Source organism: Citrobacter sp. A316 (assembly GCF_002042945.1).
Classification (GTDB): Bacteria; Pseudomonadota; Gammaproteobacteria; order Enterobacterales; family Enterobacteriaceae; genus Citrobacter; species Citrobacter portucalensis.
This window is the reverse complement of record NZ_MVFZ01000009.1, coordinates 125391-149338: the sequence shown is the minus strand read 5'-3', so window position 1 is coordinate 149338 and position 23948 is coordinate 125391. Positions and strand designations below refer to the sequence as shown.

The 23948-nt window shown below is 52.5% G+C and carries 24 protein-coding genes and 1 pseudogene; 16 read left to right on the top strand and 9 right to left on the bottom strand.

Annotated elements, in window-relative coordinates; all coding sequences use genetic code 11:
* Positions 1–36: 36 nt before the first annotated feature.
* A complete protein-coding gene (locus BZK41_RS13070; protein WP_003021524.1) occupies positions 37–639 on the bottom strand; it encodes a peroxiredoxin in 603 nt (200 codons plus the stop codon).
* 168 nt (positions 640–807) lie between these two features.
* Positions 808–1389, bottom strand: coding sequence for an ACP phosphodiesterase (gene acpH / locus BZK41_RS13065; protein ID WP_079938390.1), 582 nt, complete (start codon positions 1387–1389; stop codon positions 808–810).
* A 90-nt stretch (positions 1390–1479) separates the two neighbouring features.
* Between acpH and queA the strand changes: the two genes are divergently transcribed.
* From queA to BZK41_RS13025, 7 genes are all read left to right on the top strand, one after another.
* On the top strand, positions 1480–2544 hold the full coding sequence (gene queA, locus BZK41_RS13060; protein ID WP_043015380.1) for a tRNA preQ1(34) S-adenosylmethionine ribosyltransferase-isomerase QueA: 1065 nt from the start codon (positions 1480–1482) through the stop codon (positions 2542–2544).
* A gap of 208 nt (positions 2545–2752) precedes the next feature.
* Entirely contained in the window at positions 2753–3880 is a 1128-nt protein-coding gene (gene tgt / locus BZK41_RS13050; protein ID WP_003021535.1) for a tRNA guanosine(34) transglycosylase Tgt, read from the top strand.
* A gap of 22 nt (positions 3881–3902) precedes the next feature.
* Entirely contained in the window at positions 3903–4235 is a 333-nt protein-coding gene (gene yajC / locus BZK41_RS13045) for a preprotein translocase subunit YajC (protein ID WP_043015381.1), read from the top strand.
* A gap of 27 nt (positions 4236–4262) precedes the next feature.
* Entirely contained in the window at positions 4263–6110 is a 1848-nt protein-coding gene (gene secD / locus BZK41_RS13040) for a protein translocase subunit SecD (protein WP_003021547.1), read from the top strand.
* Between the two features lie 10 nt (positions 6111–6120).
* On the top strand, positions 6121–7092 hold the full coding sequence (gene secF, locus BZK41_RS13035; RefSeq protein WP_003021550.1) for a protein translocase subunit SecF: 972 nt from the start codon (positions 6121–6123) through the stop codon (positions 7090–7092).
* A gap of 170 nt (positions 7093–7262) precedes the next feature.
* Positions 7263–7628, top strand: coding sequence for a VOC family protein (locus tag BZK41_RS13030; RefSeq protein WP_003021554.1), 366 nt, complete (start codon positions 7263–7265; stop codon positions 7626–7628).
* Between the two features lie 23 nt (positions 7629–7651).
* Complete coding sequence (locus BZK41_RS13025) at positions 7652–8344, top strand: YafY family protein (protein ID WP_079938389.1); 693 nt, start codon at positions 7652–7654, stop codon at positions 8342–8344.
* A 45-nt stretch (positions 8345–8389) separates the two neighbouring features.
* Here the strand turns inward: BZK41_RS13025 and BZK41_RS13020 are convergent, their stop codons facing one another.
* Complete coding sequence (locus BZK41_RS13020; RefSeq protein WP_003021561.1) at positions 8390–9253, bottom strand: nucleoside-specific channel-forming protein Tsx; 864 nt, start codon at positions 9251–9253, stop codon at positions 8390–8392.
* A 298-nt stretch (positions 9254–9551) separates the two neighbouring features.
* Entirely contained in the window at positions 9552–10091 is a 540-nt protein-coding gene (locus tag BZK41_RS13015) for a DUF3251 domain-containing protein (protein WP_079938425.1), read from the bottom strand.
* Between the two features lie 153 nt (positions 10092–10244).
* Between BZK41_RS13015 and nrdR the strand changes: the two genes are divergently transcribed.
* The 6 genes from nrdR to pgpA all read left to right on the top strand — a co-directional run bounded on the left by nrdR (position 10245) and on the right by pgpA (position 14352).
* Positions 10245–10694, top strand: a complete 450-nt coding sequence (gene nrdR, locus BZK41_RS13010) for a transcriptional regulator NrdR (protein WP_003021571.1) — start codon at positions 10245–10247, stop codon at positions 10692–10694.
* 3 nt (positions 10695–10697) lie between these two features.
* Positions 10698–11801 carry a bifunctional diaminohydroxyphosphoribosylaminopyrimidine deaminase/5-amino-6-(5-phosphoribosylamino)uracil reductase RibD gene (gene ribD / locus BZK41_RS13005; RefSeq protein ID WP_079938388.1) on the top strand — a complete coding sequence of 368 codons (1104 nt, stop codon included), beginning with the start codon at positions 10698–10700 and terminating at the stop codon, positions 11799–11801.
* Positions 11802–11891: 90 nt separating this feature from the next.
* Entirely contained in the window at positions 11892–12362 is a 471-nt protein-coding gene (gene ribE / locus BZK41_RS13000; RefSeq protein ID WP_003021575.1) for a 6,7-dimethyl-8-ribityllumazine synthase, read from the top strand.
* A 19-nt stretch (positions 12363–12381) separates the two neighbouring features.
* A complete protein-coding gene (nusB, locus tag BZK41_RS12995; protein WP_000801129.1) occupies positions 12382–12801 on the top strand; it encodes a transcription antitermination factor NusB in 420 nt (139 codons plus the stop codon).
* 77 nt (positions 12802–12878) lie between these two features.
* Complete coding sequence (thiL, locus tag BZK41_RS12990; protein ID WP_079938387.1) at positions 12879–13856, top strand: thiamine-phosphate kinase; 978 nt, start codon at positions 12879–12881, stop codon at positions 13854–13856.
* Positions 13834–14352 carry a phosphatidylglycerophosphatase A gene (gene pgpA / locus BZK41_RS12985; protein WP_003021578.1) on the top strand — a complete coding sequence of 173 codons (519 nt, stop codon included), beginning with the start codon at positions 13834–13836 and terminating at the stop codon, positions 14350–14352. The genes thiL and pgpA overlap by 23 nt, the downstream gene beginning before the upstream one ends.
* Before the next feature lie 99 nt (positions 14353–14451).
* Here the strand turns inward: pgpA and yajO are convergent, their stop codons facing one another.
* From yajO to xseB, 4 genes are read right to left on the bottom strand one after another with little or no spacing between them, the layout of a single operon-like run.
* On the bottom strand, positions 14452–15426 hold the full coding sequence (yajO, locus tag BZK41_RS12980; protein ID WP_079938386.1) for a 1-deoxyxylulose-5-phosphate synthase YajO: 975 nt from the start codon (positions 15424–15426) through the stop codon (positions 14452–14454).
* 56 nt (positions 15427–15482) lie between these two features.
* A complete protein-coding gene (gene dxs, locus BZK41_RS12975; protein ID WP_079938385.1) occupies positions 15483–17345 on the bottom strand; it encodes a 1-deoxy-D-xylulose-5-phosphate synthase in 1863 nt (620 codons plus the stop codon).
* A gap of 24 nt (positions 17346–17369) precedes the next feature.
* Entirely contained in the window at positions 17370–18269 is a 900-nt protein-coding gene (gene ispA, locus BZK41_RS12970; RefSeq protein WP_079938384.1) for a (2E,6E)-farnesyl diphosphate synthase, read from the bottom strand.
* Positions 18270–18512, bottom strand: a complete 243-nt coding sequence (gene xseB / locus BZK41_RS12965; protein WP_003021586.1) for an exodeoxyribonuclease VII small subunit — start codon at positions 18510–18512, stop codon at positions 18270–18272.
* Positions 18513–18708: 196 nt separating this feature from the next.
* Between xseB and thiI the strand changes: the two genes are divergently transcribed.
* Entirely contained in the window at positions 18709–20157 is a 1449-nt protein-coding gene (gene thiI / locus BZK41_RS12960; protein ID WP_045440518.1) for a tRNA uracil 4-sulfurtransferase ThiI, read from the top strand.
* 36 nt (positions 20158–20193) lie between these two features.
* Here the strand turns inward: thiI and BZK41_RS12955 are convergent, their stop codons facing one another.
* A complete protein-coding gene (locus tag BZK41_RS12955) occupies positions 20194–20889 on the bottom strand; it encodes a helix-turn-helix domain-containing protein (protein WP_079938383.1) in 696 nt (231 codons plus the stop codon).
* A gap of 168 nt (positions 20890–21057) precedes the next feature.
* On the opposite strand from BZK41_RS12955, the pseudogene BZK41_RS12950 reads away from it, so the two are divergent.
* Together BZK41_RS12950 and BZK41_RS12945 are read left to right on the top strand one after the other, a co-directional pair.
* Positions 21058–23391: pseudogene (locus BZK41_RS12950) on the top strand (molybdopterin-dependent oxidoreductase).
* Positions 23392–23393: 2 nt separating this feature from the next.
* Positions 23394–23942 carry a 4Fe-4S dicluster domain-containing protein gene (locus BZK41_RS12945; RefSeq protein WP_170972905.1) on the top strand — a complete coding sequence of 183 codons (549 nt, stop codon included), beginning with the start codon at positions 23394–23396 and terminating at the stop codon, positions 23940–23942.
* The last annotated feature ends 6 nt before the right edge of the window (positions 23943–23948 follow it).

Genomic DNA, 23948 nt, shown 5'->3' with positions numbered 1-23948 from the left:
GGCCCGCATTTGCGGGCCTCTTAAGATTCTTGCCAATTACAGGCTGGAAACGTTCTCGGTCAGGTATTTCGCCACGCCGTCCGGAGACGCGTTCATACCTTCTTTACCTTTTTCCCACTGTGCCGGGCAAACGTCGCCGTGCTCTTCGTGGAACTGCAGCGCGTCAACCATACGCAGCATTTCGTCGATGTTACGGCCCAGCGGCAGATCGTTAACCACCTGGTGACGAACAACGCCGTTAGCGTCGATCAGGAAAGAACCACGCAGAGCAACGCCCGCTTCCGGGTGCTCGATGCCGTAGGCTTTCTGGATTTCGCGTTTGATGTCAGCAACCATTGCGTATTTCACTGCACCGATGCCGCCTTTGTCGACAGGGGTGTTACGCCATGCGTTGTGGACAAATTCAGAGTCGAAGGAAACGCCAACAACTTCAACGCCGCGCTTCTGGAATTCTTCGTAACGCTTGTCGAATGCGATCAGTTCAGACGGGCAAACGAAGGTGAAGTCCATCGGCCAGAAGAACAGAACGGTAGTTTTACCGTTGGTATGCTGTTTGAAGTTGAAGTTTTCAACGATCTCACCGCTACCCAGTACCGCAGCTGCTGTGAAATCCGGAGCCTGACGAGTTACCAGTACCATATAATTCTCCTGCAATGTTAAGGGGTTTTTGGAACGCAACGCGGGCCAGTATAGAGAGTGTTCGGGAATAAGACAAAGAGGCGTTGGCAATCAATGAGACAGGTTTTGTCTATCAATCTTTTGCCGGATGGTGGCTACTGCTTATCCGGCGGGGAATGCGGGCTGCAATCAAAGGGTTTTACGCCGCGCCAGTTCCATCATTTGCGGATAAAACTGCCAGAAACGTTCTTCTAACGCATCGTAATGGGTATCGAGGTCATACCATGAGTCGCGCAGGGCATCGAGCCGTGGGCGGCGGCTGGCCATACCGTTCAGGACGTTCTGGATAAAATCCATGTCCCGATAGCGCTCAAGCCATTTCTCTGACCATATATAGTTGTTCAGATTGATAAAGCGCGGCGGCGATTCCGGCAAAATAGTCGTTACCTGGGTGCGGGCATAGCGCACAAACTCCGTCAGCGGGAAGTCAGGGGAAATTTCCGACCAGTGGCGCGACAGAAAATGATCCCACATGACGTCCAGCGTAATCGGTGCGACGCGGCGCGTTTCGCTACGAAACCACTCTTTGGCTTCACGCACCTGCGGCAGGTTATCGGTCATCACGTCGATACGACGGTGCATGAAGATGCCTTCCACCACGTCAGGCGAATAGTGCGTTTCCGGATTACCCCGGACAAAATCGGCTAGCAAATTACCGGAAAGCGAGCTGTCGGCAAGATGAGCGAGATGCAAATGTGCAAGAAAATTCATAGTTAAACGTTTATCCAGAGGGGTAAAGGTTGCAGGGAGAACGCCCCGGCACTAGACTACCCGCCTCTTATTTTAGTCTGAGTCAGTGTCATGCGCGTTACCGATTTCACCTTTGAACTACCCGAATCCCTGATTGCCCACTATCCGCAAGCTGAGCGCAGTAGCTGCCGCTTGCTGTCTTTGGACGGGCCGACGGGCGCGCTGACGCACGGTACTTTCACCGATCTACTCGATAAGCTCAACCCTGGAGATTTACTGGTCTTTAACAACACTCGCGTGATCCCGGCGCGTCTGTTTGGCCGTAAAGCCAGCGGCGGCAAGATTGAAGTGCTGGTTGAGCGTATGCTGGATGACAAACGTATTCTGGCACATATCCGCGCATCTAAAGCGCCGAAGCCGGGCGCTGAACTGCTGCTGGGCGACGACGAAAGTATTAACGCGACGATGGTCGCCCGCCATGACGCGCTGTTTGAAGTGGAGTTTAACGACGAACGCAGCGTGCTGGATATCCTCAACGCCATCGGCCATATGCCGTTGCCGCCGTATATCGATCGTCCGGATGAAGACGCCGACCGCGAGCTGTACCAGACCGTGTACAGCGAAAAGCCGGGCGCCGTCGCTGCGCCGACCGCGGGTCTGCATTTTGACGATCCGCTGCTGGCTAAACTGCGCGATAAAGGCATTGAAATGGCGTTCGTCACCCTGCACGTTGGCGCGGGTACTTTCCAGCCGGTGCGCGTAGACACCATCGAAGACCACATTATGCATTCCGAATATGCGGAAGTGCCGCAGGATGTGGTGGACGCGGTGCTGGCGGCGAAAGCGCGCGGCAACCGCGTGATTGCGGTAGGTACCACCTCCGTACGTTCGCTGGAAAGTGCGGCGCAGGCGGCCAAAAACGATCTCATCGAGCCGTTCTTCGGCGATACACAAATCTTTATTTATCCAGGCTATAAATATCAGGTGATTGATGCTCTGGTCACCAACTTCCACCTGCCGGAATCGACGCTGATTATGCTGGTTTCCGCATTTGCTGGTTATAAAAACACCATGCACGCCTATCATGAAGCGGTAAAAGCGGAATATCGCTTTTTTAGTTACGGGGATGCCATGTTTATCACGTACAATCCGCAGGCTATTTCTGAGCGACCGTGAGAAGGTTATCTCACTTGCCATTTTGATGTCGGGCAGTGCTCGTCATCCTCAGGTACTGCGTGTACGCTCCGGTAGCTGCGCGCTGGTCGCCCCCAAACTGGCTGCGCCGATTGCGCCTTCGCCAGTGGGTTAATATATTTTTACTCCGTGGAGTGATTCCGTGGGGAAAGTTTAATCATCAGACTGTCTCTCTGATGCAGGAGAAAAAATGAAATTTGAACTGGATACCACAGACGGTCGCGCGCGCCGCGGCCGCCTGGTTTTTGATCGTGGCGTAGTAGAAACGCCTGCTTTTATGCCGGTTGGTACTTACGGCACAGTAAAAGGCATGACGCCGGAAGAAGTTGAAGCAACCGGTGCGCAGATCATCCTCGGCAACACCTTCCACCTGTGGCTGCGCCCGGGTCAGGAAATCATGAAACTGCACGGCGATCTGCACGATTTCATGCAGTGGAAAGGGCCGATCCTCACCGACTCCGGCGGCTTCCAGGTGTTCAGCCTGGGCGATATCCGTAAGATAACCGAGCAGGGCGTGCATTTCCGTAACCCGATCAACGGCGATCCGATTTTCCTCGATCCCGAGAAGTCGATGGAGATTCAATACGATCTCGGTTCCGATATCGTGATGATCTTCGACGAATGTACTCCGTACCCGGCAGACTGGGACTATGCTAAACGCTCGATGGAGATGTCTTTGCGTTGGGCGAAGCGCAGCCGTGACCGTTTTGATAGTCTCGGCAACAAAAATGCGCTTTTTGGCATCATTCAGGGCAGTGTTTACGAAGATTTACGTGATATCTCCGTCAAAGGTCTGGTAGATATCGGCTTTGATGGCTACGCTGTCGGCGGTTTGGCTGTCGGTGAGCCGAAGGAAGATATGCACCGCATTCTGGAGCATGTTTGCCCGCAGATTCCGGCAGATAAACCGCGTTACCTGATGGGCGTCGGTAAACCAGAAGATCTGGTTGAAGGCGTACGTCGCGGTATCGATATGTTTGACTGCGTGATGCCAACGCGAAATGCCCGTAATGGTCATTTGTTTGTGACTGACGGCGTGGTAAAAATTCGTAACGCGAAACATAAAAGCGACACCAGTCCGCTCGATGCTGAGTGTGATTGCTACACCTGTCGCAATTATTCGCGCGCTTACTTGCATCATCTCGACCGTTGCAACGAAATATTGGGCGCGCGACTCAACACGATTCATAACCTTCGCTACTACCAGCGTTTGATGGCGGGTTTACGCAAGGCTATTGAAGAGGGTAAATTAGAGAGCTTCGTGACCGATTTTTACCAACGTCAGGGTAGACCAGTTCCACCTGTGAACGTTGATTAATTTTAATAATGAGGGAATTTGAATGAGCTTTTTTATTTCTGATGCGGTAGCGGCAACAGGTGCTCCGGCGCAGGGCAGCCCGATGTCTCTGATTCTGATGCTGGTGGTGTTTGGTCTGATTTTCTACTTCATGATCCTGCGCCCGCAGCAAAAGCGTACCAAAGAACACAAAAATCTGATGAGCTCCATTGCGAAAGGCGATGAAGTACTGACTAACGGTGGTCTGGTGGGTCGCGTGACTAAAGTAGCAGAATCTGGCTACATCGCTATCGCGCTTAACGACACCACCGAAGTGGTTATCAAACGTGATTTCGTAGCTGCCGTTCTGCCGAAAGGCACTATGAAGGCGCTGTAATTTATTGTTTTCCCAAAGGGAACTGCCGTGTTAAACCGTTATCCTTTGTGGAAGTATGTCATGCTGATCGTCGTTATTGTCGTCGGTCTGCTCTATGCGCTTCCCAACCTGTATGGTGAGGATCCGGCTGTTCAAATCACTGGCGTGCGCGGTGCCGCCGCCAGTGAGCAAACGCTGATCCAGGTCCAGAAAACGTTACAAGAAGATAAAATCACACCTAAGTCTGTGGCTCTGGAAGAGGGTGCTATTCTCGCGCGCTTCGACTCCACTGATACCCAACTGCGCGCACGTGAAGTGTTAATGGGCGTACTGGGCGATCAGTACGTCGTGGCGCTTAACCTTGCTCCGGCAACCCCGCGCTGGCTGGCTGCCATTCACGCAGAACCGATGAAACTCGGTCTTGACCTGCGTGGCGGCGTTCACTTCCTGATGGAAGTGGATATGGACACCGCGCTGAGTAAGTTGCAGGAACAAAATATCGATAGCCTGCGCAGCGATCTGCGTGAAAAAGGCATTCCTTATACTACCGTTCGCAAAGAAGATAACTACGGTCTGAGCATCACGTTCCGTGATAGCAGCGCCCGTGATGAGGCTATCTCTTACCTGAGCAAGCGTCACCAGGATCTGGTTATTTCCAGCCAGGGCAGCAATGCTCTGCGTGCGGTAATGACCGATGCGCGCCTGAGCGAAGCTCGTGAATACGCGGTACAGCAGAACATCAACATTCTGCGTAATCGTGTTAACCAACTGGGTGTTGCTGAACCGGTGGTACAACGTCAGGGTGCTGACCGCATTGTGGTCGAACTGCCGGGTATTCAGGATACCGCGCGTGCGAAAGAAATTCTGGGCGCAACCGCGACGCTGGAATTCCGTCTGGTAAACACCAACGTTGACCAGTCCGCTGCGGCATCCGGGCGTGTACCGGGTGATTCGGAAGTGAAACAATCTCGTGAAGGTCAGCCTGTTGTGCTGTACAAGCGCGTGATCCTGACCGGTGACCATATCACCGACTCCACTTCCAGCCAGGACGAATACAATCAGCCGCAGGTTAACATCTCGCTGGATAGCGCGGGTGGTAACATCATGTCCAACTTCACCAAGGACAACATCGGTAAGCCGATGGCGACCCTGTTTGTGGAGTACAAAGACAGCGGTAAGAAAGATGCTAACGGTCGTGCAGTACTGGTGAAACAGGAAGAGGTGATTAACATCGCCAATATCCAGTCTCGCCTGGGTAACAGCTTCCGTATCACCGGTATCAACAACCCGAACGAAGCGCGCCAGCTTTCTCTGCTGTTACGTGCCGGTGCGTTGATTGCGCCAATTCAGATTGTTGAAGAACGTACCATCGGCCCAACCCTGGGTATGCAGAACATTAAACAGGGTCTGGAAGCGTGTCTGGCCGGTCTGGTGGTGTCTATCCTGTTCATGATCTTCTTCTATAAGAAGTTCGGTCTGATTGCGACCAGTGCGCTGATTGCTAACCTGGTGCTGATTGTCGGTATTATGTCGTTGCTGCCGGGTGCTACGCTAAGTATGCCGGGGATTGCGGGGATCGTCTTAACCCTTGCCGTCGCGGTCGATGCGAACGTACTGATCAACGAACGTATCAAAGAAGAGTTGAGTAACGGGCGTTCGGTGCAGCAGGCCATCAATGAAGGTTATGCGGGCGCATTTAGCTCCATCTTTGATGCGAACATTACGACGCTGATCAAGGTCATCATCCTGTACGCAGTGGGCACCGGGGCAATTAAAGGGTTCGCGATTACTACCGGTATTGGTGTGGCGACGTCGATGTTTACCGCGATTGTCGGTACACGTGCCATCGTAAACCTGCTGTATGGCGGCAAGCGCGTCAAAAAGCTGTCAATCTGAGGAGTGCGAAGTGGCACAGGAATATACTGTTGAACAATTGAACCACGGCCGTAAAGTCTGGGACTTTATGCGCTGGGACTACTGGGCTTTCGGCATTTCAGGTTTCCTGCTGATTGCGGCCATCGTGGTGATGGGCGTACGCGGGTTTAACTGGGGTCTGGATTTCACTGGTGGTACGGTTATTGAAATCACGCTGGAAAAACCGGCCGATATGGACGTGATGCGCGATGCGCTGGAGAAAGCGGGCTTCGTTGATCCGCTTCTGCAGAACTTCGGCAGCAGCCACGACATTATGGTACGTATGCCGCCAACTGAAGGCGCAGACGGCGGTCAGGTGTTGGGTAGCAAAGTGTTGAGTGTGATTAACGAATCCACCAACCAAAACGCCGCGGTGAAGCGAATTGAATTCGTGGGTCCGAGCGTGGGTGCTGACCTGGCGCAAACCGGTGCGATGGCGCTGATGGCGGCGCTGATCTCCATCCTGGTGTACGTTGGTTTCCGCTTTGAGTGGCGACTGGCGGCTGGGGTAGTTATCGCGCTGGCGCACGACGTGATTATCACACTTGGGATCCTGTCGTTGTTCCATATCGAGATTGACCTGACTATCGTCGCATCGCTGATGTCGGTAATCGGTTACTCGCTGAACGACAGTATCGTTGTATCTGACCGTATTCGTGAAAACTTCCGCAAAATTCGTCGCGGTACGCCTTACGAAATCTTTAACGTGTCACTGACTCAAACGCTGCACCGTACGTTGATTACGTCTGGTACGACGTTGATGGTTATTCTGATGCTGTTCCTGTTCGGTGGTCCGGTACTGGAAGGCTTCTCGCTGACGATGTTGATCGGTGTTTCCATCGGTACTGCATCTTCTATCTACGTGGCATCGGCGCTGGCGCTGAAGCTGGGTATGAAGCGTGAGCACATGCTGCAGCAGAAGGTCGAGAAAGAAGGGGCGGATCAACCGTCGATTCTGCCTTAACCCACCCTGGAGTGAAGACACTGGAATCCCGATCGCAAGGTCGGGATTTTTTTTGCCTGTGAATTAGCGACAGGCCATTATCTTTCCCTGTCGCCACACTACTGACAGTATGCTGTCAGTAGCCCTGTCTTATAGTCCTCCTGAGATTACCCACACAGGCAGGAGGAAGTATGAGCAACGTAATTAATTGGTTTGAAATCCCCGTGGCACAAATGGATCGCGCCATCGCTTTTTATGAGCCAGTGATGCAGGTTTCTTTGCGTCGAGAGAACATGGACTGCGCTGAGCTCGCCGTATTTCCGCATCAGGATCCCGCTCCCGGCGGGGCGCTGGCTAAATTTGACGGTATTACGCCTTCAGCGCAGGGCGCTATTATTTATCTGCATACGGACGATTTGGCAGCAACGCTTGAACGCGTCGCCACTGCTGGCGGTCAGTGTGTGTTTGGCCCACTCGAACTGGGGCAGGACATTGGTACGATTGCGCTATTTACTGACAGCGAAGGCAATCGTGTTGGTTTACATCAACCCGCGTAATATTTTCAGGACTGAGGATTAAAATGAGCAGACGCGCCGACCGCTTGTTTCAGATTGTACAAATCCTGCGTGGCAGGCGAGTGACAACGGCGGCGCTGCTGGCAGAACGTCTTGAGGTTTCTGAACGGACGATTTATCGCGATATCCGCGATCTCTCTTTATCCGGCGTGCCCATTGAAGGCGAAGTGGGCAGCGGATACCGTTTAATGGCCGGGTTTGATCTGCCGCCGTTGATGTTAACCCATCACGAATCAGAAGCATTGATGGTAGCGATTCGATTATTGAAAACATGGGGCGGAGATTCACTTTCACAGGCGCTGGAATCCGCGCAGGAAAAAGTGCTGGCGATATTGCCGCCAGAGAGCCGGCGCAGGGCCGAGCAAACGCGGATTTTCGCGCCAGATTTTGGTAATCAGCCGCATTCACGCAGTGCCTTTGATCTCATACATCGCGCGGTTTCAGGGCAGCAGGTACTGGCGCTGCATTATCGCGATGAGTTCGGGAACCTCTCCTGGCGCGACGTTCAGCCGCTGGGTTTATTCTTCTGGGGCGAACACTGGCTGCTGGTTGGCTGGTGCGAGAAGCGGGACGATTATCGCTGCTTTCGCGTTGATCGATGTCTGAAGATCACGCCGCTCGACAGGCGCTTTCGCGAATCGGCGGATCGTTCGCTAAGTGACTTTTTGCGTAAAGTACGCTGCGAAGACCAGCCATAAAAAAGCCAGCGGCTAAGCTGGCTTGTCTGCGATAAATTGTCTGGATTAGAAGTTGTAACCCACGACCAGGTAACCACCCCAACCGGTAGATTTCGCACTGAAGTCGCCTTCGCCCCAGTTCAAGGTGTCTCCACCTTTCCACTGGCCGCCGTTATGGAAGTAACGCGCTACGACAGAGTAGTGCCAGTGATCGTAGTTCAGCGCCAGGACGTGGCTGGAAGCGATAGAGTTGCTGGTGCGGTTCGGATCATCACCCAAATCAGAGCCCCAGTCGAAGTTGGTGAAGCCGATGTAGGTCAACTGGCCGCCCCAAACCTGGGTGATCGGCACAAAGTATTTCACTTTGAAACGGTAGCCATCCCACTCGTTTTCGTTGGATGCGCCATAGTTCTGCCACTGGTATTTAGCATACACGTTCAGGGACAGCCCCATCGGCAGACCGGTATCGATATCGGTACCCAGACCCATATACCAGGTGCTCTGGCGGCTGGCTTTGTTATCACCCATATCGTAGATGTAGTTGTTGGCGAAATACCATTCTTTGAACGGACCAAAGCTCAGGTCAGCACCGGTCAGTTTGTCGATGGAGAAACGCGGTTCGATTTCCATAAACAGCGGGGAACCGTCAGACCAGATACCTTTATCGTTGCCGTTACCCCAGTCGAAGGTTTTCGGAATATCGATGTAGCCATAGAAGTCGAACCAGTCTTTTTTGGCAAATGCTTCGTATTCCAGATACACGTCGTTGTTCAGTTTCGGGGAGAAACGGGTGTGGTAGCTACCCACCACGTTAACGCTCTGGTGCCACCAGTCGGACAGATATTGCGGTTTGTCATTTTCTGCTGCGTTGGCAGTAAAAGACGAGGAGAGCGCCAGCACTGCACCGGCTGCAAGTAATGTTTTTTTCATATGTATGCCACTGTTTGAAATCCCTTTCGGGAGTGAAAAATGCGCAATTTGCGTTTCTAAATATTTCGTAATTCTTCGGAGCCTATTATAAAAATCATTGTTCACAAAAATATGTCTTGTTTCACAGTTCTATCATTTACGTAATCGATTGCGTTCACGTTTGCGTACTTTAGGCGGCGAATTGTACTGGCTCCCATGAATGTTGCCAAGTTTTACCAGAAATATCGGTTATGTCAGGGGAGTAACAAAATGGAGCGGAGTGATGTTGCGGAACGCACAAAACGTTCCGCAAAAAAGTTTATTGGTTAACAGGCTGGACGTCGTGGATGCGAACAAATCCTAACTGATCTGGAGTGAGGCCATTTATCTGCAACGGAATGTCTACGTCGCTGGGAGCAAGAATACTCGCCGGAGCGTTGACCAACTGGTTGTGAACGTTCATTTCCTGATAGTTGTCCGTAGTGCCCTGAATTTGCCCGTACTCGACGGTGGCGCTAAAGGCGGGTAAAGGCGTGTTGGATTCACCCTGAATCCGTAGCGTCAGGCGCGTACCCTCGGCATTCGGTGCAATGTTCACCAGCGACATGCGTAAGGTGCCAATCTGGCTGTCCAGTCGTGCCGGGGTTTTGGAACCCGGTAGCAGATAGACGCCGCTGGTTGATTTTGCATTCAACATATTTTGTTGTGTAATTTTTACTGTTTCCTGATTAAGCTGCGTCATCTCTTTATTCAACGTGCTAACACTTTGATGCATCTGGCGTACTTCGCTTTGCTGTGCACAGGCACTAAGACTAAAGAGACTTCCCACCAGGAGAATTCTTAGGTAACGTCTTGTCATTGTGATTACTTCCTTCATTGTCGCGATAGCATAATGGTAGTGTGCACTGAGCACGAAGGCATCGATCCTTTGTCTCAAAAGCGCATCGCCTTTGTTGTCACGGCAGTTCAGGGTAAAATAGATTCTGTTAACCACTGAGGTACAGGACGCCGTATGCATTGCCCATTCTGTTTCGCCGTAGACACTAAGGTAATTGACTCTCGTCTTGTAGGCGAGGGCTCCTCGGTACGCCGCCGTCGGCAGTGTCTGGTCTGTAACGAACGTTTCACCACTTTTGAAGTGGCTGAACTTGTCATGCCGCGCGTTGTGAAAAGCAACGACGTGCGTGAACCCTTTAATGAAGAAAAGCTGCGCAGCGGCATGCTCAGAGCGCTTGAAAAACGGCCTGTTAGCGCAGATGACGTCGAAATGGCGTTAAACCATATCAAATCACAGCTGCGTGCGACTGGTGAGCGTGAGGTGCCGAGCAAGATGATTGGCAACCTGGTGATGGAGCAGCTGAAAAAGCTCGATAAAGTCGCCTACATCCGCTTTGCCTCTGTCTACCGGAGTTTCGAAGATATCAAAGAATTTGGCGAAGAGATTGCTCGCCTACAGGACTAAGCCATGCAGGATGAATTATACATGGCGCGCGCGCTGAAGCTTGCTGCGCGCGGACGTTTTACCACTCACCCCAACCCCAACGTGGGCTGCGTGATTGTGAAAGATGGGGAGATCGTCGGTGAAGGGTATCATCACCGTGCGGGCGAACCGCATGCCGAAGTTCATGCTCTGCGGATGGCTGGAGAAAAAGCGCAAGGGGCAACGGCCTATGTGACGCTTGAACCCTGTAGTCATCATGGCCGCACGCCGCCGTGTTGCGATGCGCTGATTGCGGCGGGTGTGTCGCGTGTGGTTGCGGCGATGCAGGATCCCAATCCGCAGGTCGCAGGACGCGGGCTCTACCGTTTGCAGCAGGCGGGCATTGACGTCAGCCACGGGCTGATGATGAGCGAAGTTGAGCAACTGAATAAAGGCTTCCTCAAGCGCATGCGTACGGGGTTCCCGTATCTGCAGCTTAAGCTTGGCGCGTCGCTTGATGGCCGTACGGCGATGGCCAGCGGTGAAAGCCAGTGGATTACCTCACCACAGGCGCGCCGAGATGTGCAACGCTTGCGCGCGCAAAGCCATGCCATTTTAACCAGCAGTGCTACGGTGCTGGCCGACGACCCTCAGCTTACCGTGCGTTGGTCGGAGCTTGGGGAGTCAACTCAGGCGAGTTACTCGCAGGAAGAGCTGCGCCAGCCAATCCGCATTGTTCTTGATAGCCAGAATCAGGTCACACCGGAGCACCGAATTGTGCAACAGCCAGGAGAAACCTGGATTGTCCGAACTGAAGACGACCCTCGTAGCTGGCCGGAGACGGTGCGCAGTCTGAAGGTGCCGGAACATAACGGGCATCTGGATCTGGTGGTGCTAATGATGCAGCTTGGCAAACAGCAAATTAACAGCATTTGGGTTGAAGCAGGCCCAACGCTCGCGGGTGCATTGTTGCAGGCCGGTTTGGTCGATGAGCTAATCGTGTATGTTGCGCCTAAACTGTTAGGCAGCGATGCGCGAGGATTATGTGTGCTTCCAGGCCTTGAGAAACTGGCTGATGCACCCCATTTCAAATTCAATGAGATACGCCAGGTGGGCCCGGACGTTTGCCTGCATTTAACGACTGCGTGAGGCTTTCTGATTTAGAGGAAGCAGCGCACAGAATATTATGATAAAATCCGCCCCCCTTACGGGGCCATAAATCGAACCCGAAGGAAGAATATGAACATTATTGAAGCTAACGTTGCTACCCCGGACGCTCGCGTCGCCATCACCATTGCGCGTTTCAACAACTTTATCAATGACAGCCTGCTGGAAGGTGCTATCGACGCCCTGAAACGTATTGGCCAGGTTAAAGATGAAAACATTACCGTTGTTTGGGTTCCAGGTGCATATGAGCTGCCGCTGGCGGCTGACGCACTGGCAAAAACCGGTAAATACGACGCGGTGATTGCGCTCGGTACGGTGATCCGTGGCGGTACCGCGCACTTCGAATATGTGGCTGGCGGTGCAAGCAATGGCCTGGCGCATGTCGCTCAGGACAGTGGCATTCCGGTAGCCTTCGGTGTTCTGACCACCGAAAGTATTGAACAAGCCATCGAACGTGCTGGCACTAAAGCCGGTAACAAAGGCGCAGAAGCTGCACTGACTGCGCTTGAAATGATTAATGTATTGAAAGCCATTAAGGCCTGATTTTTGTAAGGGGAAATCCGTGAAACCTGCTGCTCGTCGCCGCGCCCGTGAGTGTGCCGTCCAGGCGCTCTACTCCTGGCAGTTGTCCCAGAACGACATCGCTGATGTTGAATACCAGTTCCTGGCGGAACAGGACGTTAAAGATGTCGACGTTCTGTATTTCCGTGAACTGCTGTCCGGGGTGGCGACTAACAGCGCGTACCTGGATGGATTGATGAAGCCTTACCTGTCTCGTCTGTTGGAAGAGCTGGGTCAGGTAGAAAAAGCCGTGCTGCGTATTGCGCTGTTTGAACTGTCTAAACGTAGTGATGTGCCGTACAAAGTGGCCATCAACGAAGCGATTGAACTGGCAAAAACCTTCGGCGCTGAAGATAGCCACAAATTCGTGAACGGCGTACTGGATAAAGCAGCACCTGTGATTCGCCCCAACAAAAAGTAATCCCGAGGCCGGCTGGATGGTGGAACCTGTTTCCGCTGTCCCCGGCTTTTTCTTTTTTTTCTGCTGAGGCATAACGTATGGCATGCGGCGAGTTTTCCCTGATTGCCCGTTATTTTGACCGCGTAAGAACGTCTCGTCTTGATGTCGAAACCGGTATTGGTGACGACTGCGCACTTCTGAACATCCCTGAAAAACAAACGCTGGCGATCAGTACCGATACACTGGTGGCTGGCAACCACTTCCTCCCCGACATTAATCCCACCGATCTCGCCTGGAAAGCACTGGCGGTGAATTTGAGCGATCTGGCGGCGATGGGAGCGGATCCTGCGTGGCTGACGCTGGCACTCACGTTACCTGACGTCGATGAAGCCTGGCTTGAAGCCTTCAGCGATGGCCTGTTTGAACTCCTCAATTACTATGATATGCAGCTGATTGGCGGTGACACCACGCGTGGGCCACTGTCGATGACGCTGGGTATCCATGGCTACGTCCCCGTTGGGCGGGCCTTAAAACGCTCTGGCGCGAAACCGGGTGACTGGATTTATGTTACCGGTACGCCGGGAGACAGCGCGGCCGGGCTGGCGATTTTGCAGAACCGATTGCAGGTTACAGATGCAACAGACGCGGACTATCTACTGAAACGCCATCTGCGTCCCACGCCGCGTATTTTGCAGGGACAAGCCCTGCGCGATCTGGCCAGTGCTGCTATCGATATTTCCGACGGTCTGATTTCCGATTTGGGGCACATCGTTAATGCCAGCGGCTGTGGCGCACGGGTTAACGTTGATATGCTGCCATACTCCACGGCATTGTCACAGCACGTTGAGCCGGAACAGGCCCTGCGCTGGGCGCTCTCGGGAGGTGAAGATTATGAGTTATGCTTTACCGTACCGGAAATTAATCGTGGTGCGCTGGACGTGGCGCTGGGAAATCTCGGCGCAGCGTTTACCTGCATTGGGCAGATGAGCGCGGACGTGGAAGGCATTCACTTTACGCGCGATGGAAAACCCGTCACGTTTGACTGGAAAGGATATGACCATTTTGCCGCGCCTTAAAAAAGATGTCGCCAAAAGCCGCCTGAGCATGCGCAATCCGTGGCACCTGTTAGCCACCGGTTTTGGCAGCGGGCTGAGCCCAATTGTTCCTGGCACGATGGGATCGCTGGCGGCGATCCCTTTTTGGTATTTAATGACCTTTCTGCCGTGGCAGCTGTATTCGCTGGTGGTGATGTTATCTATCTGTATCGGCGTTTATCTGTGCCATCAAACGGCGAAAGATATGGGCGTGCACGATCACGGTAGCATAGTCTGGGATGAGTTTGTCGGGATGTGGATTACCCTGATGGCGCTGCCGACCAACGACTGGCAGTGGGTTGCCGCCGGATTTGTGATTTTCCGTATTCTGGATATGTGGAAGCCGTGGCCGATTCGTTGGTTCGATCGCAACGTGCATGGCGGCACGGGGATTATGATCGACGATATTGTGGCCGGAATACTCTCTGCCGGAATTTTGTATTTTATCGGCCATCACTGGCCGGTAGGTATCATTTAACCATTTTCAGGGGCTATTGTAGGCCCGATAAGCGCCGCGACATCGGGCGATCAGTGCCGGATGCGCAATGCTTATCCGGCCTACAATTTACAACCGCGCTTACTTAAATCCCACTACCGGATGCTGTTTGTACGGCGTTTCCAGCTCGGCAATCTGCTCCGGTTTCAACGTTAAATCTACAGCGCTGAGCAACTCATCCAGCTGTTCCTCACGTGAAGAGCCAATAATTGGCGCTGCCACGCCGGGTTTGCTCAGCAGCCAGGCCAGCGCAACCTGTGCCCGCGTTACACCCAACTCCTCACTGACACCGGTCAGTCGTGCGGCAATTTGCGCGTCGTTGTCATCGCTCTCGTTGTACAAATTTTTACCGACTTCATCGGAAACCAGGCGTGCGGTTGTTTCTCCCCAGGGGCGCGTCAGGCGACCACGCGCCAGCGGACTCCATGGGATCACTGCCACACCCTCCTGATAGCAAAGCGGCAGCATTTCGCGTTCTTCTTCGCGGTAGATCAGGTTGTAGTGATCCTGCATGCTGACGAACTGTGCCCAGCCGTGTTGCTTTTGTAAGGCCAGTGCCTGGGCAAACTGCGAAGCGTGCATGGATGAGGCGCCAATATAGCGAGCTTTACCGGCTTTTACGACGTCGTTGAGCGCTTCCAGGGTTTCTTCGATCGGCGTGTTGTAATCCCAGCGGTGAATTTGCAGGATGTCCACATAGTCCATACCCAGGCGTCGGAGACTGTCATCAATCGAGCGCAGGATTTGTGCGCGGGATAATCCTTCCGCTAAATCATCAACCTGATGAAAAACCTTGGTAGCGACCACGACATCTTCGCGGCGGGCGAAATCACGCAGCGCGCGACCGACAATCTCTTCGCTACTGCCAGCGGAGTAGCTGTTGGCGGTATCGAAAAAGTTAATGCCGCCCTCAAGGGCGTGTTTGATTATCGGGCGGCTGCTTTCTTCAGGTAGCGTCCAGGCGTGATTGCCGCGATTGGGTTCGCCAAACGTCATGCAACCCAGGCAAAGGCGGGAGACCCGTAGGTCGGTTTTTCCTAAGATGTTGTATTTCATCAATCCACTCCTGCTTAGCTCGTGATGAATTAAGCATAGCAGGAGCGGGGAGGGGATTATGCCAGCCAGGCCTTGATTTTGGCCTCAATTCCTGCGGCATTCAGACCCAGATCGGCACGAGCTTCATCCTGAGTTCCCTGCGGGATGAAGAAGTCAGGCAGGCCAATGTTCAGCACCGGGACGGGCTTACGATGGGCCATCAGCACTTCGTTTACGCCGCTGCCAGCACCACCCATAATGGCGTTCTCTTCAATGGTAACCAGCACTTCGTGTTGGGCAGCCATTTCAAGGATCAACGTTTCATCCAGTGGTTTCACAAAACGCATATCTACCAGCGTAGCGTTCAGCGACTCTGCGACCTGAGCAGCTTCCGGCATCAGGGTGCCGAAGTTGAGAATCGCCACTTTTTCCCCGCGACGTTTCACGATGCCTTTACCAATTGGCAGTTGTTCCAGCGGGGTCAGCTCAACGCCCACCGCGTTGCCGCGTGGGTAGCGCACGACCGTTGGGCCGTCGTTGTAGTGATAACCGGTAAACAGCATCTGGCGGCATTCGTTTTCATCACTCGGGGTCATGATGACCATTTCCGGGATGCAGCGCAGGAAGGAGAGATCGAACGCCCCCTGATGGGTTTGTCCATCTGCGCCAACAATCCCTGCCCGGTCAACGGCGAACAGGACCGGCAGTTTCTGGATGGCAACATCGTGCAGCACCTGATCGTAGGCGCGTTGCAGGAAGGTCGAGTAAATGGCTACCACCGGCTTGTAGCCGCCAATCGCCAGACCGGCAGCAAACGTCACTGCGTGCTGCTCGGCAATCGCCACATCGAAATAGCGGTCCGGGAACTTACGTGAAAACTCCACCATACCGGAGCCTTCGCGCATCGCCGGGGTGATCGCCATCAGCTTATTGTCTTTCGCCGCGGTTTCGCACAGCCAGTCACCGAAGATTTTTGAATAGCTCGGCAGGCCGCCGCTGCTTTTCGGCAGACATCCGCTGGACGGATCGAATTTTGGTACCGCGTGGAAGGTAATCGGATCTTTTTCCGCAGGCTCGTAGCCACGACCCTTTTTGGTCATGATGTGCAGGAACTGCGGGCCTTTCAGATCGCGCATGTTTTTAAGCGTAGTGATAAGCCCCAGCACGTCGTGACCATCTACCGGACCAATATAGTTAAAGCCCAGCTCTTCAAACAGCGTACCCGGCACAACCATGCCTTTGATGTGTTCTTCGGTACGCTTGAGCAGCTCTTTAATCGGCGGCACGCCGGAGAAGACTTTCTTCCCGCCTTCGCGCAGCGAGGAGTAGAGTTTGCCAGAGAGCAACTGTGCCAGATGATTGTTCAGCGCGCCGACGTTCTCTGAAATCGACATTTCGTTGTCGTTGAGGATAACCAGCATGTCGGGCCTAATATCGCCCGCGTGGTTCATCGCTTCAAACGCCATCCCTGCGGTGATGGCACCATCACCAATCACACATACGGTACGGCGCTCTTTACCTTCTTTCTCGGCGGCAACGGCAATACCAATACCTGCGCTGATGGAGGTTGAAGAGTGCCCAACGCTCAGTACGTCATACTCGCTCTCACCGCGCCATGGGAACGGATGCAGGCCGCCTTTCTGACGAATGGTGCCGATTTTATCGCGGCGGCCGGTCAGAATTTTGTGCGGGTAAGCCTGATGTCCCACATCCCAGATTAACTGGTCAAACGGGGTGTTGTAGACATAGTGCAGCGCGACGGTGAGTTCCACCGTGCCCAGACCAGAGGCGAAGTGCCCGCTGGAACGGCTTACGCTGTCGAGCAAATAGCGGCGCAGTTCGTCGCAAAGCTTTGGCAGGCTCTCTTTTGGCAGCAGGCGTAACTCCTGGGTGGAGTCGACCAGCGCCAGGGTCGGGTATTTGGCTATATCAAAACTCATCGCAAGCTCATGGGATATGTTGGTTTATTTATCACGCTGGATTATGTAGTCCGCTAGCGCTTCCAGTGCCGAGGTATCGAGTGACTGTGCGGCCAGCAGACTTAGCGACTGGCGGGCATCCTCGATTAAATCCCGGGCTTTATTCTGGGCTTGCTCAAGACCCAGAAGTGCAGGATAGGTACTTTTGCCAAGCTGCTGGTCTGCACCCTGACGTTTACCCAATGTTGCAGTATCGCCTACCACATCCAGGATGTCATCCTGAACCTGGAAAGCCAGACCGATGCTTTCTGCGTATTTGTCGAGTATTGGCAGGCATTCTCGCCCTTTATCGCCAGCACTTAACGCCCCCAGGCGCACGGCGGCGCGAATCAATGCTCCGGTTTTATGGCGGTGAATCCGCTCCAGCGCATCCAGCTCAACCTGATGACCTTCAGCTTCCAGATCCAGCGCCTGACCGCCGCACATACCGGCGATACCGCTGGCCTGAGCCAGTTCAGAGATCATCGCAATGCGGTCACGGTCAGATACTTCCGGCATTGGGGCGTCGCTGATAATAGAGAACGCCAGCGTTTGCAGCGCATCTCCGGCCAGGATCGCGTTTGCCTCACCAAATTTTACGTGGCAGGTCGGCAGACCGCGGCGCAGGTCGTCGTCATCCATCGCGGGCAAATCATCGTGCATCAGCGAATAGGCATGAATGCATTCGACGGCGGCAGCGGGAGCATCAAGCGTACTCAGGCTGACACCAAACATCTGACCGGTCGCATACACCAGGAACGGGCGCAGGCGTTTACCGCCTAATAATGCGCCATATTGCATGGTCTCGACCACGGGAGTGTTCTGAAAGGGCAGTGGCGCGATAAAACGGCTCAGTGCCTGATTGGCCTGCTCAACGCAAGCCTGTAGCTGCTGCGTAAAATCCATTTACTCATTATCCGGTGTAAAAGGCGTAAGGGCGGCGTCTTCAGTATCTGACAGCAGGATTTGTACGCGCTGTTCCGCCTGTTGCAATTTGACCTGTCCCTGACGCGCCAACTGTACGCCACGTTCGAATTCGTTCAACGCTTCTTCTAACGGCAGGTCGCCGCCTTCCAGACGGGTAACAATTTGTTCCAGCTCGCTCAGCGCGGTTTCAAAACTGGCTGGCGCTTCATTTTTCTTCGGCATAATGAATGTCTGACTCTCTGTATTGGCAGCACAAGACTATGGTAACGGACTCGCACTGATAAGCAAATAACGCGCAATGTGCACAGTAGCCGCGTGATGATGATATACTTGCGCGCCTGGATGCAGTCGCGGGTATGGGCTGCTGTATTTTTTTCCATTACAAGTCATTCAGACTTGCCTAAGAACCATTGCCGCCATGAAGTTTATCATTAAATTGTTCCCAGAAATCACCATCAAAAGCCAATCTGTGCGTTTGCGCTTTATAAAAATTCTGACAGGGAACATTCGTAACGTTTTAAAGCACTATGATGAAGACCTTGCCGTTGTCCGCCACTGGGATCACGTTGAGGTTCGCGCTAAAGATGAAAGCCAGCGCCTGGATATTCGCGACGCGCTGACCCGTATTCCGGGTATCCACCACATTCTCGAAGTAGAAGACGTGCCGTTTACCGATATGCACGATATTTTCGAGAAGGCACTGGTGCAGTATCGCGATCAACTGGAAGGTAAAACCTTCTGTGTACGCGTTAAGCGTCGCGGTAAGCATGAGTTTAGCTCCATTGAGGTGGAACGTTATGTTGGCGGTGGACTGAACCAACATATTGAATCTGCACGCGTGAAGCTGACGAAGCCGGATGTGACCGTTAATCTTGAAATCGAAAACGACCGTCTGCTGCTGGTTAAAGGCCGCTATGAAGGTATTGGTGGTTTCCCGATTGGGACGCAGGAAGACGTGCTGTCGCTGATTTCCGGCGGTTTCGACTCCGGCGTGTCCAGCTATATGCTGATGCGTCGCGGCTGCCGTGTACACTATTGCTTCTTTAACCTTGGCGGCGCAGCGCATGAAATCGGCGTTCGTCAGGTGGCACATTACCTGTGGAACCGCTTCGGTAGTTCGCATCGCGTGCGTTTTGTTGCGATCAACTTTGAACCGGTGGTCGGTGAGATCCTTGAGAAAGTTGATGACGGCCAGATGGGCGTGGTCCTCAAACGTATGATGGTACGCGCGGCGTCGAAAGTCGCTGAGCGCTACGGTGTGCAGGCGCTGGTAACCGGTGAAGCGCTGGGCCAGGTGTCCAGCCAGACGCTGACCAACCTGCGCCTGATCGATAACGTATCAGACACCCTGATCCTGCGCCCGCTTATCTCCCATGATAAAGAGCACATCATCAATCTGGCGCGTGAAATTGGTACCGAGGACTTTGCCCGTACTATGCCGGAATACTGCGGTGTGATTTCAAAAAGTCCGACGGTGAAAGCGATCAAAGCGAAGATTGAGGCCGAAGAAGAAAACTTCGATTTCTCTATCCTCGATAAAGTGGTTGAAGAAGCGAACAATATCGATATTCGCGATATCGCTCAGCAGACGCAGCAGACCGTGGTAGAAGTGGAAACCGTGAGCGGCTTCGGCCCGAATGACGTAATCCTTGATATTCGTTCTGTGGATGAACAGGATGATAAACCGCTGAAGGTTGAAGGCGTGGACGTCGTTTCTCTGCCATTCTACAAGCTGAGCACTAAATTCGGCGATCTGGACCAGAATAAAACCTGGCTGCTGTGGTGTGAACGTGGAGTGATGAGCCGCCTGCAGGCGCTTTATCTGCGCGAGCAGGGCTTTGAGAACGTGAAGGTATATCGTCCGTAATTGTGGTTTGCCCCGGCTTTACGCGCCGGGGCAACGCTAATCTTGCAGCTGAAGTGATGCAATGCTGTTGACCAATTGATTAGCAATCTGCGGAATAGCTTCGGCACTAAAAAAACCCATCGTTACAGCAATTGCAATGAGCTCACCTTTACTATTCTGAAGCGGACAAGCGATAGATTGCGCTCCAGGGATCCCCTGAGTTGGGTTGTAACGCACGGCATATCCCTGCGATATTATTTGTTTAATTAACTGTTTCTGCGCCGGATTTTGCGCCTGATAACCAGAAAAACTCATAAAAATTTGCCCTGCTGCACTGGCATGAAGTGGAACCTGTGTATTGGGCAGAAAATCGATATCGACGTTTCGAAAACTGCGATTGTAATGTTTGAGTATTAATCCGTTATCAGAGACAACGACGACTCCAGTAGAGTGGTTAAAGGTATCGCGAAAAGCAATCAGCATAGCGTTGAGCTCGTTAATCGCATTGCGTATACCCGTTGGCGTCCCAGCCAGCTGCAGTGCAGTTGCACCCAGGCTGTAAAGCCCCTTTTCGTTTTGACATAGCATGCCTGTTCGGCAAAGTGAAACCAGATATTTGTGTAACCTGCTTTTCGACAATCCACATCCAGTAGCGATATCGATTGCCCTCGCTTGACCATTTTGACTGGCAACAAATGTCAAAATGCTGACGGCTATATCAACCGAATTTACCCCTTGTGATGTTTCAGTCATATGCGTTCTCTTTTTAGATACCTAGCGATTATATCATCGAGTCAGAAACAGGACTGCTTTCGCAATTCAAAAAGATCACTACCTCTAAGTGATTAGATCATGATTCACCTCAAGTTAATCATTAGTGAACCTTGATTCACTAATGATTAACTTTATGGAGGGGAAACCATGGATGCTTTGAGCAATATACGTTTAAAAAGAAGAACCTTGTTAAAAGGGCTAGGTGTAGTGGGTTTAGCTACATTAGGGCCAACCTTTCTCGGATTACGCCAGGCCAACGGTGCGCCGTTGCCCCGGTTTCGTCTTCAGCAATCGGATTACATGACCTTTCGTTCGACCTGCGCAATGGAATGTCTGCATTGCAATCTGACTGCTTATGTCTGGAAAGATCGCTTGATGAAAATTGAAGCAACGAAAGGTTTTAACGTGAAATGTTGCTTACGAGGAATTAGCCGAACGAAGTGGGTGTACCACCCTCTACGTTTGACGCAACCGCTGCTGCGTACGGGGGAGAAAGGTGAGGGGAAATTTAAGCCAATTTCCTGGGATGCCGCACTGGATCTCATTGAAAAGAAAATCAGAGACACAATCGTGAGTGATGGCAATAAAGGCTTATTGTTAACTGCCGCCTCAGGGAACATGGACTCTATCAAGAATGATATGGGGAAAGCATTTTTTGATTATCTTGGCGGATCGACAAAACATGCTGGCTCACTATGTTGTGCTGCCGTCACCGCCGCGATGATACCAATGGTGGGTTTACGCTATGCGGATACCCGAGACACGATACCAGCAAGCCGCTATATCCTCTGCTGGGGAAATAACCCTGCCGTTACGATGCATGCTTACTTCAAGGATTATTCAAACGCGCAACGTAACGGGGCGCGCATGGTCGTTATCGATCCTCGTTTTAACGAAACCGCAGCTAAAGCGGATGAGTGGGTGCCTATTGTGCCGGGGACTGATATCGCACTGGCGCTGGGGATGATCAACATCATTATGCAGGAAAAACGCTATGACGCGGATTTTCTGCGAGCGCACACCGGTGCGGTTTATCTGGTGGATGGACAACAGAAATTAATGCGAGCCGACCCGCAGGATACGGACAGTTATCTGGTGTTTGATACCCTGACACAAAGCGTGAAGCGACATGATGCGCCGGGCGTTATTCCTGCATTGCTGAATGATGAACTGCCCCACGAGAGTGATTTTACGACCGTACTGGATAACGTTTGGACGCAGGCTAAGCCCTGGACAACACAGAAAGTCGAGCAGGAAACGGATGTGCCAGCGCAAACGGTGTTACGTCTGGCGCGAGACTATGCTTCCACGCAACCTGCGATGATTGTTCAGAATATGTCTGGAGCGCAGAGAACCGAATTTGGTACTTACGTAGCTGCCAGCCAATTTTATCTGGCGCTGATAACCGGCAATATCGGTAAGCCTGGTGCTGGGGTCTGTGATGCGGGCGGGGTCAGGCAAATGGCGAAATTTTCGCCCATTATCCCCCCCGCGCCAAATGCTGCCAAAATTCCATCGATCCCCATTTCTAAAATTGGGGACTGGATCGTTAACGAAAAACCTCATCCAATAAAATTCTGGTGGAACATGACACTGGGGGCAATGACGCAGTTGCCGAATACAAATCAGGTCAGAGAAGCCTTTAAAAAAGTGCCATTTGTCGTAGTGGCAGACAATTTGATGAGTTCGTCTGCACTGTATGCCGATTTGGTGCTGCCCGTGACGACCATTTTTGAAGATGTCAGTTTAATGGCGGGGGTACGCAGCCACTATGTACAACTGATGGAGAAAGCGGTGGAACCACCGGGAGAAGCTAAACCGGATTACTGGATTTTTGCACGCCTGGCCGAGCGTTTTGGATTTGGAGACGTCTTTAATCAGCCCATCGAACATTACATTGATACTTGCCTCAAAGGGTCGGGTATCACCCGCGAAATGTTAAAAAAAGGGCCGGTATGCCCCGTTAAAGAAGACTGGATCCCCTTTAAGGATGGGCTGTTTTGTACCTCAACCGGAAAGGCGCATTTTTATATTGAGGAGTGGGCCAAAAAAGACTTCCTGCCGGTAGTGACCTAGAAACAGGTGAAAGAGTCAGTGAAAGGTTCACCTGAGCTGGCAAGCCACTATCCGTTAATGGCGGTACAGCGCAAACTGGCACGTAGCGTACATTCGAGCCACGGTATGAATGAATGGATCCTCGAGGTTCAGCGTAATCGTCCAAACGTTATGATTCACCCAGAAGATGCCCATAATCGTCAGATCCAGGCCGGAGAGTGGGTTGTTGTGTTTAATCATCGTGGAGAGCATAGAGCAATTGCCGATGTTACAACGCATATAAAACGGGGAGTTGTGAGCCTGGATAACGGCTGGTGGGAGCAACAGGGGGGAAGTAGCAGCCACGTCACCAACGATCAGGTCGAGTTGTTGGGCAATGGACACTGTTGTAACAGTACGTTAGTTGACGTGAGAAGGGAGGCATAATCATGACGAAACAGTATGGATTTCTTATTGATATGCAAAACTGCTATGGCTGTAAAACCTGCAGCATGGCCTGCAAATCAGAAAATATGACGCCGCTTGGTGTGTTGTGGCGGCGGGTGCGTGAGCGCAATACGGATGAACCTAATACTCAAGCTTTTATCAGCATGTCGTGTAACCATTGCGATGACCCTCAGTGCATGAAAGTGTGCCCTGCCGGGACTTATACCAAACGAGCTGACGGGATTGTTGTACAGGACCACGAACGTTGTATCGGTTGCCGGATGTGTATTATGGCCTGCCCCTGGAGTGCACCGGTTTACGATGCGGAAGAGGGGAAAACCAGTAAATGTAATTTGTGTGCGGAACGCCTGGATGAAGGTTTGCAACCACGCTGTGTTGAATCGTGTCCCGCGGGGGTTTTACGATTTGGCGAGATAGAAGATCTTCGCAAAGAGCATACCACCCAATGGACGGTACTAGAGAAGCGCTACAACTTACCCGATCACAATATCAGTAAGCCCAATATTGTGATTATTGCGCCACGGGACTGAGGAGAG

Excerpts from the sequence above, each read along its gene's own strand:
- BZK41_RS13070 (WP_003021524.1), bottom strand. The coding sequence starts at position 639 with ATGGTACTGGTAACTCGTCAGGCTCCGGATTTCACAGCAGCTGCGGTA.
- acpH (WP_079938390.1), bottom strand. The coding sequence starts at position 1,389 with ATGAATTTTCTTGCACATTTGCATCTCGCTCATCTTGCCGACAGCTCG.
- queA (WP_043015380.1), top strand. The coding sequence starts at position 1,480 with ATGCGCGTTACCGATTTCACCTTTGAACTACCCGAATCCCTGATTGCC.
- tgt (WP_003021535.1), top strand. The coding sequence starts at position 2,753 with ATGAAATTTGAACTGGATACCACAGACGGTCGCGCGCGCCGCGGCCGC.
- yajC (WP_043015381.1), top strand. The coding sequence starts at position 3,903 with ATGAGCTTTTTTATTTCTGATGCGGTAGCGGCAACAGGTGCTCCGGCG.
- BZK41_RS13030 (WP_003021554.1), top strand. The coding sequence starts at position 7,263 with ATGAGCAACGTAATTAATTGGTTTGAAATCCCCGTGGCACAAATGGAT.
- BZK41_RS13025 (WP_079938389.1), top strand. The coding sequence starts at position 7,652 with ATGAGCAGACGCGCCGACCGCTTGTTTCAGATTGTACAAATCCTGCGT.
- BZK41_RS13020 (WP_003021561.1), bottom strand. The coding sequence starts at position 9,253 with ATGAAAAAAACATTACTTGCAGCCGGTGCAGTGCTGGCGCTCTCCTCG.
- BZK41_RS13015 (WP_079938425.1), bottom strand. The coding sequence starts at position 10,091 with ATGACAAGACGTTACCTAAGAATTCTCCTGGTGGGAAGTCTCTTTAGT.
- nrdR (WP_003021571.1), top strand. The coding sequence starts at position 10,245 with ATGCATTGCCCATTCTGTTTCGCCGTAGACACTAAGGTAATTGACTCT.
- ribD (WP_079938388.1), top strand. The coding sequence starts at position 10,698 with ATGCAGGATGAATTATACATGGCGCGCGCGCTGAAGCTTGCTGCGCGC.
- ribE (WP_003021575.1), top strand. The coding sequence starts at position 11,892 with ATGAACATTATTGAAGCTAACGTTGCTACCCCGGACGCTCGCGTCGCC.
- thiL (WP_079938387.1), top strand. The coding sequence starts at position 12,879 with ATGGCATGCGGCGAGTTTTCCCTGATTGCCCGTTATTTTGACCGCGTA.
- pgpA (WP_003021578.1), top strand. The coding sequence starts at position 13,834 with ATGACCATTTTGCCGCGCCTTAAAAAAGATGTCGCCAAAAGCCGCCTG.
- yajO (WP_079938386.1), bottom strand. The coding sequence starts at position 15,426 with ATGAAATACAACATCTTAGGAAAAACCGACCTACGGGTCTCCCGCCTT.
- dxs (WP_079938385.1), bottom strand. The coding sequence starts at position 17,345 with ATGAGTTTTGATATAGCCAAATACCCGACCCTGGCGCTGGTCGACTCC.
- ispA (WP_079938384.1), bottom strand. The coding sequence starts at position 18,269 with ATGGATTTTACGCAGCAGCTACAGGCTTGCGTTGAGCAGGCCAATCAG.
- xseB (WP_003021586.1), bottom strand. The coding sequence starts at position 18,512 with ATGCCGAAGAAAAATGAAGCGCCAGCCAGTTTTGAAACCGCGCTGAGC.
- thiI (WP_045440518.1), top strand. The coding sequence starts at position 18,709 with ATGAAGTTTATCATTAAATTGTTCCCAGAAATCACCATCAAAAGCCAA.
- BZK41_RS12955 (WP_079938383.1), bottom strand. The coding sequence starts at position 20,889 with ATGACTGAAACATCACAAGGGGTAAATTCGGTTGATATAGCCGTCAGC.
- BZK41_RS12945 (WP_170972905.1), top strand. The coding sequence starts at position 23,394 with ATGACGAAACAGTATGGATTTCTTATTGATATGCAAAACTGCTATGGC.